Here is a 14209-nt window from a genome sequence, read left to right on the forward strand (position 1 = left end):
AGTCTGCTGTAATGGCCTTGTGCACCTCAACCCTTACGGCGAGTACGCGGTGCGGATGGCCGTCGACCTCGTGAACGACCCACCCGCGACGGTCGCCGACTTCGAGCAAACTTGCCTCGACGCCGGCATGTCCGACGACACGGTCTCGGCCCACACCGACCTCGATCGGGCCCGCGCGTTCCTCACCGAATGGATCGGTGTCGTCGACGCCCCGACGGACACCCGGCGCGCCGAGGCGCTCAACGCCCTGCTCGCCCAGACCTCGGCGTACCCGCGTCTGACCGACCACGCCGGCGACGGGTGGCACCTGCACTACCGCGACCCGGACCTCCCGCTCGCCGACGTGGTCCGGGCGCTCGTCAGCGTCGGCACCGCGCTGCATCTGGTGGGCCGCGGGATGCACCGGTTGGGGCGCTGCGCCGCAGCCGACTGCACCAGGGTCTACGCCGACTTCTCGCGCACCGGCCGCCAACGGTACTGCGGCACGGTGTGTTCCAATCGCGACGCCGTCAGGCGCCATCGGGCGCGAACCTGACGCCGAGGTGACGGAAGCGCCGTCGTCGGGCCGCGGCGCGCGCGTCGTCGTCGAGCTCGGTGATCGCGGCGAGCTCGCGCGCCACCGCGTCGCCCATGCGGGTGAGGAACGTTCCGGCGGCTGTGCTCTCGTCGACGCGCTCGTCGGTGCCCCCGTCGGTGCCCTCGTCGACGACCGTGTCGACGACGCCGCTCGCCCGAAGGTCGGTGGCCCGAATGCCCTGTGCCTCGGCCAGTTCCGCGGCATGAGCGGTGTCCCGGTGGACGATCGCGCTCGCCCCTTCCGGCGGCAACGGGGCGAGCCAGGCGTGGGCGGCAGCGACGGTGCGGTCCGCCGGCAGCAGGGCGAGGGCGCCGCCGCCCGTGCCCTGGCCGAGCAGCACCGACACCGTCGGCGTGCGGAGCGTGACCAGATCGGCGATGCACCGGGCGATCTCGGGCGCCAGGCCCCGCTCCTCGGCCTCGCGGGACAGCGACGCGCCGAGCGTGTCGATCACGGTGACCAGGGGCAGCCGGAGCTCCTCCGCCAGCCGCATCGCCCGACGAGCCTCGCGCAACGCACCCGGCCCCATCGTGTGCTCGGGTGTCTGGCCGGCCCGGTCCTGCCCGAAGACGACGCACGGGTGCCCGCGGAACCGGGCCAGGGCGGACACCACCGTGCGGTCGACGTCGCCCTGTCCCGTGCCGCTGAGCAGAGTCACGTCGTCGGCCGCCACCGCGAGAAGGTCTCGCACACCCGGTCTGTCGGGCCGCCGGCTCTCGACGACCGACTGCCACGCGGACCCCGCCGCGGCCGGTTCGGCGGCGTGCCCCGGCGGCGGGGGCGCGGGCGCCGGTGCCGCCGGCGTCGTCACCGCCAGGACCCGCTGGAGAGTGTCGCGGAGGACCGCGGGCTCGATCACGGCGTCGAGCACGCCCGTGCGGGCCAGGTTCTCGGCCGTCTGCACCCCCTCTGGGAACGGCGCTCCGTACAGCGCTTCGTAGACGCGCGGGCCCAGGAAGCCCACCAGCGCACCGGGTTCCGCGAACGTCAGATGCCCCAGCGACCCCCAGGACGCGAACACCCCGCCGGTGGTCGGGTGGCGCAGATACACCAGGTAGGGCAGCCCGGCCCGGCGGTGTTCGGTGACGGCCGCGGTGACGGTGATCATCCGGACGAACGCGACCGTCCCCTCCTGCATGCGCGTTCCGCCCGACGACGGCGAGGCGATCAGGGGGCGTCCCGCCGCCGTCGCGTGCTCGATCGCGGCGGTGATGCGTTCCGCCGCGGCGTGACCGATCGATCCCGCGAGGAAGGAGAACTCGCCGACGATCAGGGTCACCGGCGTCCCGCCGACGGTCGCGTCGCCGGTGAGGACGGACTCGTCGACCCCGCTGCGCTCGCGGGCGCGCGCGAGGTCGGCGCGGTAGGCGTCGGACACCGGCCCGTACGTCGGGGGCTCGTCGAGGGAGACGTAGGTGCCGGGGTCGACCACGAGGTCGATCAGTGCGCGCGCGGAGACCGTCACGGGGAGCAGTATCGCGCGCGCGGCGGCCTCGGCTCCGCCAAGACCCCGCCCGTGTGGGTGACCATCGGGGGAGTGACCGTGCGCGTCCGGATCGGACGGATGGGTGGCGAGAACCTCGTCGGGCTGAACAAGGCCGTGCGGGCCCGCAAGGAGCACGCCCGCTCCGTCGCGGACGCGAAGCGGGACGACACCCGCGCTCGCCGCGTGGCCGCCGTGGTGGCCGCACTCCGCGAGTCCTGATCAGCTCGTCGGGAGGTCCTTGACCACCCGCGCCGGCGTGCCGACCGCGACCACGTTCGGCGGCAGGTCCGTCGTCACCACCGCTCCGGCTCCGACCACGGTGTTCTCCCCGATGGTGACGCCCGCGCAGACGATGACGCCGCCGCCCAGCCAGACGTTGTCGCCCAGCGTGATCGGCTTCGCGGACTCCCACTTCGCCCGTCGGGCAGCGGGTTCGAGGGGATGGGTCGCGGTGAGGAGCTGGACGTTCGGCCCGATCTGGCAGTCCGCCCCGATCGTGATGCGGGCGACGTCGAGCATGACCGCGCCGACGTTCACGAACGTTCCTGTCCCGATGCGGATTCCGTACCCGTAGTCGGCGTGCAGGGGTGGCCGGATCTCGACGTCGTCGCCGACCTCGTCGAGCAACTCCTCGAGCAGCGCGCGGCGGCCGGCGGCGTCCCCGGGGGTCGAGTGGTTGTAGCTGTGCACGAGTTCCGCCGCCCGCAGTGCGTCGGCCTGCAGCTCGGGATCGTCGGCGCGGTAGAGCTCACCGGCGAGCATGCGTGCTTTCTGTCCGGTCATCGGTGTGCGCCTGCGGTGGTGGTGGCGGCTGCCGGGATGCGACGGTGGCCGTTGACGATGTCGGCGAACCGGCGGGCGAGGACGGCGGACCCCGATTCGATCACCGCGTCGGTCGCCACCAGGTCCTCGACCGCGGCGGTGAGCCGGCCCGTCTCGTCCGGTGCCGCAGCCCGGGAATCGGCGACCCACCGCTCGAAGCGCGCGGGCGAGACCTCCGGGTGGAACTGCACACCCCACATCGCGCGGCCCACCCGAAACGCCTGATGCTCGTAGCGATCGGACGTGGCGAGCAGCCGGGCGCCGTCGGGCAGACGCGCGATGCGGTCGTAGTGGTGCTCGGCCACGAGCAGCGTCGGCCCGAGGTCGTGGAACAGGGCATCGTCGTCGACGTCGATCAGGTCGAGCTGCACCGCCCCGATCTCGGACGGCCCGTCGCCCACCGTCACCCGTCCGCCCAGGGCGTCCGCGACCAGCTGACCGCCGAGGCAGATGCCCAGGGTCGGAACCTCTATCACCGCCGCGTCACGGATCAGCGCGCGGATGCTCTCCAGCCAGGGGTGCAGCTCGTCGTCGTGGGCGCTGGCGTACCCGCCGAGCACGATGATGCCGCCGTGCCGGTCGGCCGGGGGGACGTCGTCGCCGTCGTAGGGGCGCACCACCTCGAGGTCGAGGTCCGCCTCCTCCAACCAGCCCTCGAACCTGTCCAGGCCGACGCGGGGGTCGGGTTGCACCACGAGAACGGTGGGCCTCACACCCTGCCTCCCATCCGGGCGCCGGGGTGCGCCCTGAGCTCAGACTGAACCACAGTGGCCAAGGGGACGTTGCGCGGGTTCCGGTCAGGTGCGCGGGTTGCAACCGGTGAGGGTGGTGGGAACCTGCGCGGGTTGCGGCCGGCCCACCCGACCGCAACCCGACCACCGTCACCGCCCGAGGGCTTCCTTCCACGACACGGTCCGCCCGATGCGCAGGATCGAGCGCTGGTAGACCTTCGCCGCGACGACGGCGAGGAGGAGGGTCGCGAGGATCATCAGCACGATGGTGCCGACGATCTGCACCGGCTCGGCGACCCCGGCGGCGATGCGGAGCGGCATGAGGATCGCGGAGAACGGCGGGATCCAGGACAGCACGGTCGGCAGGGTGCCGGACGGGTCGTCGATGGAGGAGAACGCCGCGAAGAACATGGCGAGGATGACGATCAGCAGGGGCATCGTCGTCGAGTTCACGTCCTCCTGTCGGGACACCATGGACCCGCCGGCGGCGTAGAGCACCGCGAAGAACGCGTAGCCGAGCACGAACCAGCCGAGGGTGGAGACGAACACGCCGACGGCGGCGCCGGTGACGGTGAGGACGCCGGTGGTGGTGCCGGCGATCAGGCCCGCCGCACCGTAGGCGGCCAGCTGCACCAGGCCGACGGCGCCGATGCCGAGCACCTTGCCCCACAGCAACTGCAGCGGTCGCACGGTGGACAGCAGCAGTTCGACCACGCGTGAGGACTTCTCCTCGACCACACCCATGGCGACGTACATGCCGAAGGTGATGATCTGCGTGTACAGCAGGATGACGGCGACGAAGCTGAGGGCGAGGCGCTGCCCGCGGTCCTCGTCGGGCGGGTCGAGGGCGTCGACGGTGACGGTGGCCCCGGCGGCCGCCCTGGCGACGGCCCCGGGATCGACGCCCTCGGCGGTGAGTGCGTCGTTCTGCGCCTGCGTGGCGACGGCACTGTCCAACACGGTCCTCAGGCCGCCGGTCACCTCCTCCTTGGTGATGGCGGTGACCGCGCCGGCCTGTCCGGGAACGACGGCGACGTCGACGGTGCCGTTCTCGACCTCGGCGCGGGCACTGTCCGCGTCGGTCAGGGCACGGACGTCGACGGGTGTGCCGAGTTGGTCGCCGACGGCGGTGATGGTGTCGCCGAGGGCGGTGGTGCCGACGACGCCGACGGGGGCGCGCTCCGGGGCGTCGTCACCGCCGGAGAAGAAGGAGAAGGCGACGATGCCGCCGATGATGACGAGCAGCACGATGGCGTTGGAGACGAGGAAGCTCTTCTTGCGGACCTGGACGTCGAATTCACGACGGGCGACCAGGGCGATCGCGCGGCCCGACGACAGTTGCTCGTTCATGCGACGACCTCTCGGTACAGATCGGTGAGGGAGGGGAGGGTGCGAGCGAACTCGTGCACCGGGCCGGTGGCGAGGGCGGCGGCGAGGACGGCCTGATCGTCGGCGCTGTCGTCGAGTGCCAGTGCGGTGCGGCCGTTCTCGTGGGAGACGGTCGTGACGCCGGGAAGGTGATCGGCCCAGCCGGCGGGGGCGGCAGGGGCGTGCACGGTGAGGGTGGTGCCGTCGCGGCCGCGCAGTTCGTCGACCGGGCCGACGGCTTTCATGCGTCCGCCGCCGATGATGCCGACGCGGTGGCACAGCCGCTGCACCAGGTCGAGCTGGTGGCTGGAGAACAGCACGGGCACACCGGCATTCGCCTTCTCGAGCAACACGTCGCTCATGGTGTCGACGGCCACCGGGTCGAGACCGGAGAACGGCTCGTCGAGCACCAGCACGGCCGGATTGTGCACCAGAGCGGCGGCGAGCTGCACGCGCTGTTGGTTGCCCAGGGACAGCGAGTCGACGGTGTCGTTCACGCGTCCGTCGATGCCGAGTCGCTCGGTCCACCGCTGCACCGCCGTCGTGGCGTCGGCTCGGGAGAGTCCGTGCAACTCGGCGAGGTAGCGAAGTTGGTTGCCCACCTTCATCTTCGGGTAGAGGCCGCGTTCCTCGGGCATGTAGCCGACGGTGCGCCGCACCTCGAGGTCGATGGGCCGACCGTTCAGGCGGGCCTCGCCGGCGTCGGCGGCCAGGACGCCGAGGGTGATGCGCATCGTGGTGGTCTTGCCGGCACCGTTGCTGCCGACGAAGCCGAACACCTCACCGGGATGGACGGTGAAGCCCACGCCGTCGAGAGCCACGGTGTCTCCGTAGCGCTTGCGCAGGCCGTCGATCTCGAGGGTGGAGCCGTTCATGCCGTGCCCTTTCGATAGGTGTCCGTGTCATCCTCGGGGTCCGGGTCGGGTCGTGTCCACGCCAACACGGCGGTGGCACTGCAGCCGCCGATCAACAGGCACGCGAGTACCAGGATCGAGCCCGAGGCCGCCAGGGTGGTCCCGTCCATCGAGGACCACTGCGATCCGAGGTAGAGGTAGAACGTCGGGACGAGGGTGAGGGTCTGGGTGATCGTCAGGGCGAGGGACCGAGCCTCGTTGCGCTGGGCCAGTTCTCGCTCGTCGAGTGCACCGGTGGGACTGTCTCCGCGCTCGGAGACGATCTGCAGGGTCGTCCATACCGGGATGAAGACGACGCACAGTGCGGCGAAGGCCAGGACACCGGCGCCGGGGGCGAATGCCGTCGCCACCCCCGCGGCGATCATGGCGGCGAACACGACGCCCATCAGGACGACGAGCAACCGCCGCCGGGAGTGGGTGCGCCACCCCGGCAGCCAGTGCGCGGTCTGTTCCTGATGCCGCAGGTACTTCCGAGTGCGGCGCGCCTGGTAGCGGTCGAACACGGTGTCGCTCATCGTTCACCTTCCGTCGTGGTCGGGCGTCGATAGACCTCGGCCGACAGGGGGCCGAACTCGGTACGGGAGAAGACGGCTTCGACGGGGAGGTCGAAGACGTCGCAGATGCGCAGGGCGAGGTCGAGGCTCGGGTAGTGGTCACCACGCTCGAGTGCGCCGACGGTCTGGGGATTGACCTCCACCAGGTCGGCCAGCTGCGCTCGCGTCATGCGCCGTTCGGCGCGCAGGACGCCGATGCGGTTGTGAATGGGGAGGGTTGTTCCCCGCTTGACCGGGCTCATGCATCGAAGTGTTGTAAAAACCCAACGACTTGTCAACCCTGCCGACAGAAAGGTCAGTCCTCCCGCAGTTGCCCTCGGTCGACGGTCCACCGGCGCGTGCTGGTCACCGCGTCCAACATGCGGCGGTCGTGGGTCACCAGCAGCAGGGTGCCCTCGTACGTCGCCAGCGCCGCCTCGAGCTGCTCGATCGCGGGAACGTCCAGGTGGTTGGTCGGCTCGTCGAGCACCAACAGATTGACCCCGCGCGCCTGCAGCAGGGCGAGGCTCGCTCGGGTCCGCAGACCGGGGGAGAGGGTGTGCGCCGGGTGCAGCGCCGCGTCGCCCCGCAGCCCGAACTTGGCGACGAGCGTGCGCACGTCCGCGTCCGGCCACTCCGGCACCGCGGCGGAGAGCACCTGGGCCACCGACCGATCGCCGGCGAAGGCCGACCGCGCCTGATCCATCTCCCCGATCGCGACGCCAGATCCGAGACTCACCGAGCCCGACGTCGGCGCCACCCGCCCCAGAATCAGGTGCAGCAGAGTCGTTTTCCCGGATCCGTTCGCGCCCGTGACGACGATGCGATCCCCGGCGTCGATCTGCGCGGTGATCGGCCCGAGCCGGAACCGATCGCGTTCGATCACCGCGTCGCGCAGCGTGGCCACCACCGTCCCGCTCCGGGGCGCGGCGGCGATCTCCATCCGCAGCTCCCACTCCTTGCGCGGCTCCTCCACCACCTCGAGTCGCTCGATGCGGCGTTGGGTCTGACGGGCTTTCGCCGCCTGCTTCTCGGTCGACTCGGCTCGGACCTTGCGTCCGGCCTTGTCGTTGTCCGGCGCTTTACGACGGGCGTTGCGCACGCCGTGCTCGAGCCAGTTGCGTTGCATGCGGGCGCGGTCCTCGAGGCCCGCCCGGGTGTCGGCGTACTCCTCGTACTCCTCGCGGGCGTGACGACGGGCGACGGCGCGCTCGACGAGGTAGGCCTCGTACCCGCCGTCGTACACCGCGATGCGCTGCTGGGCGAGATCGAGTTCGACGATGCCGGTGACGGTGCGGGCGAGGAACTCTCGGTCGTGGCTGACGATCATCACGGCGCACCGGGCGTCGGCCACGAACCGTTCGAGCCGGTCGAGTCCGGTCAGGTCGAGATCGTTGGTCGGCTCGTCGAGCAGGAGCACGTCGTAGCGGGCGAGCAGGATCGCCGCGAGGGACACCCGCGCGGCCTGACCGCCGGAGAGCGAGGTCATCGGCGCGTCGACGTCGACCGCCAGGCCGAGCTCGGCGAGCACCGCGTCCGTCCGCTCCGCCAGGTCCGCGCCGCCGAGGGCGAGCCACCGCTCCAGCGCGGGCGTGTAGGTGTCCTCGCCGTCGCCGCTGCCCAGGGCTTCGGCGGCGGCGTTCATCGCGTCCTCGGCGCCGCGAACACCGGTGCGCCGCTGCAGGAATGCGGCGACGGTCTCGTCCGGAACGGTGCCGGGCTCCTGGGCGAGGTACCCCACGGTGGCGTCGGACGGGGTGAGGGTGACGGTGCCGTCGTACTCGGCGTCGGAGACGCCCGCCGCGATGGTCAGCAGCGTGACCACGCTGGTGCGGACCCAGCAGGCGCCGTTCCTCGTCCCCCTGGGTGTGGGCGCACACCTGCGGCGGTGGGGCGTGCCCGAGGACCGCATCGTCGAACTCGACTGGAACGACGGCAGCGCCGTCGCCGGGCTGCGGATCACCTGCCTCGAGGCGCGCCACTTCTCCGGCCGCACGTTCGCTCGCGACACCACCCAGTGGGCGTCGTGGTCGGTGGTAGGCCCGCACCACCGGGCGTTCTTCGGCGGCGACACCGGCTACACGGAGGCGTTCGGCGACATCGGGTCCCGGCTCGGGCCGTTCGATCTCACCCTGCTGCCCATCGGTGCGTACGACGTCCGGTGGCCGGACATCCACATGAATCCGGAGGAGGCCGTCCGGGCGCACGCCGACCTGCAGGGTGGCCGCGCGGACGCCGGAGTCCTCGTCCCCGTGCACTGGGCGACCTTCGACCTCGCGTTCCACTCGTGGGCCGAGCCCGTGGAGCGGCTGCTCGCCGCGGCCGAGCCGGTGTCGACGCCCGTCACGGTGCCGATGGTGGGCCAGCGCGTCGACCTCGTCAGGCCGCAGCCCGGCCGACGGTGGTGGACGACGTAAACTGGGCCGCATGGCATTCGCGGACGAACTGAAGAAGCTCATCGGCAAGGGCAAGCAGGCCGCTGCGCAGAACTCCGACAAGATCGAGCAGGCCGTCGACAAGGCTGCCGATTTCGCGGACAAGAAGACCGGCGGCAAGTACGCCCAGCAGATCGACAAGGTGCAGGACGCCGCCAAGAAGGCGATCCCCGACAAGTGATCGGGTAGATCACCGGCGCCCGGGTAGTCGACCCGTATGGACGGCTGGCTCCTTCTTCTCGTCGTCGCGGGCGCCGTCGTCGTCGCGGGTTTCGCGCGGCGACTCGAACTGCAGGTACCGCTGGTGCTGGTGGCGGTGGGCTCGGTCGCGTCGTTCGTCCCGGGCCTGCCCCGGCCGGCGCTCGAGCCGGAACTGCTTCTCGGCGTGATCCTTCCGCCGTTGCTGTACTCGGCGGCCATCGACTTCTCCTTCGCGTCGTTCCGCCGCAACCTGCGGGCGATCCTGCGGCTCGGCGTCGGCCTGGTGGTGATCACCACCGTCGCGGTGGGCTGGTTCTCCTCCTGGTTGGTCCCCGAGCTCACCCTCGGCGCCGCCCTGGTCCTCGGCGCGGTGGTCGCGCCGCCCGACGCGGTCTCGGCGGTGGCGGTCGGCCGTCGGCTCGGCCTCCCGCAGCGCATGATGGCGATCCTCACCGGCGAGTCGTTGGTCAACGACGCCGCCGCTCTCACCCTCTTCACCATCGCGGTGGCGTCGGTGACGGGCAACCGCATCGACCTGGAACCGCCGATTCTGTTCTTCGCGTTCGAGGTGGTCGCCGGCATCGCGGTCGGCTGGGTCATCGGCGTCGTCGTCCGGTTCGTCCGGCGTCACCTCGCCGACAGTGCCCTCGAAACCGTGCTGGGCATCATGGTCCCGTTCGCCGCCTACCTCGCCGCCGAGCAGCTGCACTGCTCGGGTGTGCTCGCGGTGGTCACGGCCGGGTTCGTGTTGGGCTCGGCGCGCGGGTCCGACGCCATTCCCACCCGGATCCAGGAACGGCACGTGTGGCCCACGCTGGATCTGGTGCTCGAGACGTTCGTCTTCTCGTACATGGGTCTGCAGCTGAAGTTCGTCGTCGACGACATCCGACGCGACGGACTGCCCGTCCACCACGTCTTCCTCTACGGCGTGCTGGTGCTGCTGCTGGTGATGGCCGTGCGCCCGCTCGCCCTGTTCGCCGGGACCGCCCTGCGCCGCGGTGCGAACCGGCTGCGCTCGCGTCCCCATTCCGAGCTGACGTGGACCCAGACCCTGGTGCTGTCCTGGGCCGGGATGCGCGGAGTGGTCACCCTGGCCGCGGCGGCCGGTGTGCCGTTCCTGACGGCGTCGGGCGCGGACTTCCCCGGCCGCGGCGTCATCCAGGCCATCGCGTTCACCGTCGCGGTGGGCACGTTGCTGATCCAGGGCATCACGTTGCCGCTCGTCATCCGGCGTCTCGACATCGCCGATCCCGACGAGGCCCGGTACCTCGAGCAGCAACGCGTCCTCGCGCGGCGGATCTCCCGGCAGGCCGTCGTCGAGTGTCTCGACGACGCCCGGGCGTCGCTGAAGGGCACCGACGCCGAGGGGGTGGTCGAGCGCGTCCGACGCGTCACGCTCGCCCGCCTCGAGGCCGTCGAGACGCAGGACGAGGAGCAGCCCGCCGACCGGCTCTCGGCGACGGGCGCCGCCTTCGACCGCTGGCGCCGCACCGTGCTGGTGCGGCAGCGCGAGGCGCTGCTCGACGCGCGTGATCGCGGTGAACTCGACGAGGAAGTGTTGCGTACCGTGTTGGACGGACTCGACATCGAGCAGGCGGCCACCGAGACACGGTTGCAGCGATTCACCACGGAGAGGGGCTGACGACGTGCGGGTACGCCGATCCGTCGGAGCGATCGCGACGGCAGCCGTCCTGGCCGTGGCGGGATGCGGCACCACCGACGCACCGCCGGCCACCGACGCCCCGTCGGCGACCGAGTCCACGCCCTCCACCGCCGATCCCACGAACCCCGCCGCCTCCGCGCCGCAGGGCGACGAGCGTGGCGCCGTCCTCTCGGATGTGGTGCTGGGACAGGTGGATCAGAGCGTGACGGCCCTCGGCGCCACCGCGCACCGCATCTCCTACCGCTCGACCTCCGGGCTCGACGGCAGCGGGGTGGAGGTCACGGGCACCGTGTTCGTGCCGGGCGGACTGCCGCCCGCGGGCGGCTGGCCGGTGGTGTCCGTGGCCCACGGCACCACCGGAGTGACCGACGAGTGCGCTCCGTCGCTGTACCCGAACCTGTTGGGCGCCATCGGCATGGTGACGCCGTTCCTCGAACGCGGCGCCGTGGTGGCCGTCACCGACTACCAGGGGCTCGGCAGCCCCGGTCCGCACCCGTACCTCGACGCGCCGTCCGCCGGATACGACGTCGTCGACGCCGTGCGCGCCGCGCGGAACGTGGTGCCCGGCACGGGAACCCGGTGGGCGGCGATCGGAGTCTCGCAGGGCGGCCAGGCGACGTGGGCGGCCAACGAGATGGCCGCGGACTACGGTGACGGCCTCGAGCTGGTGGGGACCGCGAACCTCTCGCCCGCCGCCGACCTCCGGCCCATCGCCCCGCCCGAGGGGTTGGACGACCTCACGCTGCCGCAGCGCGGCATCCTGCCGTTCGTGGTGGAGGGCTTCCTGGTCTCGCACCCGCAGTACCGCGACTCCGACTTCCTCTCCGGGGGACTGCTGGCGGGCAAGGACGTCCTGCTCGCGTGCACGGGTCCGTTGGCGGCGGAGAAACTGACGGCGGTGGCCGCGATCGGCCCGGACGACGTCCGCCCGAGCTCGCCGGAGGCCTACACCGCGATGCGGGAGTGGTTGGGGCGCAACGCGTTCCCGATGCGCGGCGCCACCGCCCCGATGATGGTCCTGGTCGGCGGCCGGGACAACCTGGTCGAACCGGAGTGGACCGAGCAGGCCTCGCGCGCGGCGTGCGCCGAGGGCGACCGGCTCGACTACCGGTTCCGTCCCGAGCAGGGGCACGCCGACGCGGCCGCGACCACGGAAGCCGTCGACTGGGTGACCGAGCGCTTCCTCGGCACGCCGTCGGTGAACACGTGTGACCTGCTGTCGTGACCGCGGCGACGGCGGTGGTGCTCGTCGCGATCGTCGCGGCGGTGGTCGCCGCCGTCGTCGTCATCACGCGTCGGGGCACCCGGCCCCTCACCACGCCCACCGAGCGCGCCGTCCATGCGGCGCTGTCGACGGCGTCGGCGGCCGCGCGTCCGCTGCGGCGCGGGTTGGACGCGGAGTCGGCGGCGGAGGCGGCGCCGCACCTGCGCACCCTCACCGGCGCGCACGCGGTGATCGTCGCCGGCCCGGACGGTGCGGTGCTGGCGGTGGACGGACCGGCCGACGAGGACACGTCCGAGTTCACGACCACCGCGCGGCGCGCCATCGACACCGAACGTCGCGTGCTGGTGCGGCGTCCCACCCGATCGCTCGTCGTGCAGCCGGTACTGACGGAGTCGGCCGGGGTCGTGTGCGTGCTGGGCGTCGTGACCGTCGCCGAACCGGGCCCGGGCACCGTCGGCGTGTGCACCGAGGTGGCCCGCTACGTCGGTGAGCAGCTGGAGCTGGCCGAACTCGACGCCGGCCGGGCGCGCCTCGACCGCGCGGAGGTCCGCGCGCTGCGGGCGCAGATCAGCCCGCACTTCATCTACAACGCGCTGACCACCGTGGCGTCCTTCGTGCGCACCGACCCGGACCGGGCTCGCGAGCTGGTCCTCGAGTTCGCCGACTTCACCCGCTACTCCTTCCGCTCCGCCGGCGAGTACACCGTGCTGGCGGACGAGCTGCGCAACATCGACCGCTACCTCACCCTCGAGCGGGCGCGCTTCGGCGACTCGCTCGACGTGACCCTGCAGATCGCGCCCGAGGTCCTCGGCGTGGTGGTCCCGTTCCTGGCGCTGCAGCCGCTGGTCGAGAACGCGGTGCGCCACGGTGTGGCCGGACGCGGCCGAGGACGCATCACCATCGTCGCGGCCGACGCCGGCACCGACGCCGCCATCAGCGTCGAGGACGACGGGGTGGGCATGGATCCCGAGCTCCTGCGCACGGGGGACCTCGGCGCCGCGGACGGTGTCCACGTGGGCCTGTCCAACGTCGACGATCGGTTGCGCGCCGCGTTCGGCAACGACTACGGCCTGGTCGTGGAAACCGCACCCGACGCCGGCACGAAGGTGAGCATGCGCGTCCCGAAGTTCCGTCCGGGAGTGCGCGCGTGAGCGCGACGATCGCCCTCGTCCTGTCCGGATTTCTCGCTGCCGTGCTCCTGACCCCGGACGAACCGGTCGTCGCCGTCGTCGGGTCGATCGGGGTCGTGGACACCGGTGACGTGGTTCTGACCGGCGCGGTCGTCGTGGCCGGGCTCGTGGCGGCCGTCGCCCGGCGAGCGCCGCTGCTCGGCGCCCTCGGAATCGGCGCCGCGCTCACGGCGGGAGTCGCGGTGCTGGTCGCGTCCCCGCGCACCGCGGATCCGATCGGCACGATCGCGGGCGGCGTGCTCCTGGGCGCGGCGGCGGTTCTGGCGGGGTCGTCGACCGGCCGACGCACCCGGCTCGCCGCGGCGACCGTCGGCGGCCTGTTCGTCGGGGGCCTCGTCGAGGTCCTGGAACCCGGCCGACGCGAGATTCCGCGCCGCTACGCCGAGTACCTCGTCGCCTCCGGGCAGCCGACGCCCGTCGTCGTACCGGTCCTGGCCGGGCTCACCGCGCTGGCGTGGACGTGGGTGGCCCTGCGGTCGCAGCTCCCGACGCCACCGGACCGACCACCCGCCCGCGCTCTCGGCCGCGCTGTCACCCCGATCCTCGCGGGCACGGCGGTGCTCGCGACGTCGTCGACGGCGGCCGGTGTCGCGATCGACGTCCGGGGCGACCGGCCATGGACGATCGGCGGCATCGTCGTGGTGCTGGCGGTGATCGTGCTCGGAGCCGTGCTCGGCCGGCGATGGCCGCGGCCGAGCGTCGGCATCGCGGTACTCGTCCTGGTCTGCCTGTCCTCGCTGATCCATCGGGCACCCTGGGACAACGTCTGGCTCTTCGCGAGCCTGCTGGTCCTGCCCGCGGTATCGGCGTTTCTGTTCGCGTCGATCGCGCGCAGAGGAGGGCCGACGGGATGGGCGCTCGGCCTGGCCGTCCCGGTGGCGATCTCCGTCTCCGCCGTCCGCGACGTCGGCTGGGCGGCCTACACCCCACTCGACGCCCCTACCACCTCGCTGCTCCGCGACGTCGTGCTGCCACTCGGCATCGTCGTCGGGACCGTCGTGCTCGCCGGCATCGGGATCGCCCTGCTGGGCCGTCGCGCACCCTGATCCGCCCACCGTCCGGGC

The 14209-nt window shown here is 72.2% G+C and carries 15 protein-coding genes and 1 pseudogene; 8 read left to right on the forward strand and 8 right to left on the reverse strand.

The window, feature by feature from the left end; genetic code table 11:
* Positions 1–19: 19 nt before the first annotated feature.
* A complete protein-coding gene (locus HQ603_RS01500; protein ID WP_222676573.1) occupies positions 20–535 on the forward strand; it encodes a CGNR zinc finger domain-containing protein in 516 nt (171 codons plus the stop codon).
* Here the strand turns inward: HQ603_RS01500 and HQ603_RS01505 are convergent.
* Positions 510–2042 carry a carboxyl transferase domain-containing protein gene (locus HQ603_RS01505; RefSeq protein ID WP_222682606.1) on the reverse strand — a complete coding sequence of 511 codons (1533 nt, stop codon included), beginning with the start codon at positions 2040–2042 and terminating at the stop codon, positions 510–512. The two genes, HQ603_RS01500 and HQ603_RS01505, sit on opposite strands and share 26 nt — an antisense overlap.
* 72 nt (positions 2043–2114) lie before the next feature.
* On the opposite strand from HQ603_RS01505, the gene HQ603_RS01510 reads away from it, so the two are divergent.
* Complete coding sequence (locus HQ603_RS01510) at positions 2115–2282, forward strand: YdeI/OmpD-associated family protein (protein WP_261773385.1); 168 nt, start codon at positions 2115–2117, stop codon at positions 2280–2282.
* Here the strand turns inward: HQ603_RS01510 and HQ603_RS01515 are convergent, their stop codons facing one another.
* The 7 genes from HQ603_RS01515 to HQ603_RS01545 form a co-directional block, all read right to left on the reverse strand.
* Complete coding sequence (locus tag HQ603_RS01515) at positions 2283–2846, reverse strand: sugar O-acetyltransferase (RefSeq protein ID WP_222682607.1); 564 nt, start codon at positions 2844–2846, stop codon at positions 2283–2285.
* The gene (locus HQ603_RS01520; protein WP_222682608.1) at positions 2843–3598 is read right to left on the reverse strand and encodes a type 1 glutamine amidotransferase; all 756 of its coding nucleotides are present in this window, start codon (positions 3596–3598) and stop codon (positions 2843–2845) included. Before HQ603_RS01520 ends, HQ603_RS01515 begins: the two co-directional genes overlap by 4 nt.
* A gap of 168 nt (positions 3599–3766) precedes the next feature.
* The gene (locus HQ603_RS01525; RefSeq protein WP_222682609.1) at positions 3767–4966 is read right to left on the reverse strand and encodes an ABC transporter permease; all 1200 of its coding nucleotides are present in this window, start codon (positions 4964–4966) and stop codon (positions 3767–3769) included.
* Entirely contained in the window at positions 4963–5859 is an 897-nt protein-coding gene (locus HQ603_RS01530) for an ABC transporter ATP-binding protein (protein WP_222682610.1), read from the reverse strand. Before HQ603_RS01530 ends, HQ603_RS01525 begins: the two co-directional genes overlap by 4 nt.
* Positions 5856–6413 (reverse strand): hypothetical protein, encoded by a 558-nt coding sequence (locus tag HQ603_RS01535; protein ID WP_222682611.1) that lies wholly within the window; start codon positions 6411–6413, stop codon positions 5856–5858. The genes HQ603_RS01530 and HQ603_RS01535 overlap by 4 nt, the downstream gene beginning before the upstream one ends.
* Positions 6410–6694, reverse strand: coding sequence for a helix-turn-helix transcriptional regulator (locus tag HQ603_RS01540; protein ID WP_068151118.1), 285 nt, complete (start codon positions 6692–6694; stop codon positions 6410–6412). Before HQ603_RS01540 ends, HQ603_RS01535 begins: the two co-directional genes overlap by 4 nt.
* 53 nt (positions 6695–6747) lie before the next feature.
* On the reverse strand, positions 6748–8256 hold the full coding sequence (locus HQ603_RS01545; RefSeq protein WP_308126302.1) for an ABC-F family ATP-binding cassette domain-containing protein: 1509 nt from the start codon (positions 8254–8256) through the stop codon (positions 6748–6750).
* Here HQ603_RS01545 and HQ603_RS01550 point away from each other — a divergent pair.
* The 6 genes and pseudogenes from HQ603_RS01550 to HQ603_RS01575 form a co-directional block, all read left to right on the forward strand.
* Positions 8240–8848 (forward strand): annotated as a pseudogene (locus tag HQ603_RS01550) (MBL fold metallo-hydrolase); the annotation flags it as partial. The gene HQ603_RS01545 and the pseudogene HQ603_RS01550 overlap by 17 nt on opposite strands.
* 10 nt (positions 8849–8858) lie before the next feature.
* Positions 8859–9047: an antitoxin gene (locus HQ603_RS01555; protein ID WP_068102814.1), complete on the forward strand. Its 189-nt coding sequence runs from the start codon at positions 8859–8861 to the stop codon at positions 9045–9047.
* Between the two features lie 36 nt (positions 9048–9083).
* Positions 9084–10709 (forward strand): Na+/H+ antiporter, encoded by a 1626-nt coding sequence (locus tag HQ603_RS01560; RefSeq protein WP_222682614.1) that lies wholly within the window; start codon positions 9084–9086, stop codon positions 10707–10709.
* Positions 10710–10713: 4 nt separating this feature from the next.
* Complete coding sequence (locus tag HQ603_RS01565; protein ID WP_222682615.1) at positions 10714–11955, forward strand: alpha/beta hydrolase; 1242 nt, start codon at positions 10714–10716, stop codon at positions 11953–11955.
* Positions 11952–13106, forward strand: a complete 1155-nt coding sequence (locus HQ603_RS01570; RefSeq protein ID WP_222682616.1) for a sensor histidine kinase — start codon at positions 11952–11954, stop codon at positions 13104–13106. The genes HQ603_RS01565 and HQ603_RS01570 overlap by 4 nt, the downstream gene beginning before the upstream one ends.
* On the forward strand, positions 13103–14191 hold the full coding sequence (locus HQ603_RS01575; RefSeq protein ID WP_222682617.1) for a hypothetical protein: 1089 nt from the start codon (positions 13103–13105) through the stop codon (positions 14189–14191). Before HQ603_RS01570 ends, HQ603_RS01575 begins: the two co-directional genes overlap by 4 nt.
* Positions 14192–14209 lie beyond the last annotated feature (18 nt).

It is taken from the genome of Rhodococcoides corynebacterioides (genome assembly GCF_019834675.1).
Lineage (GTDB): Bacteria > Actinomycetota > Actinomycetes > Mycobacteriales > Mycobacteriaceae > Rhodococcoides > Rhodococcoides corynebacterioides_A.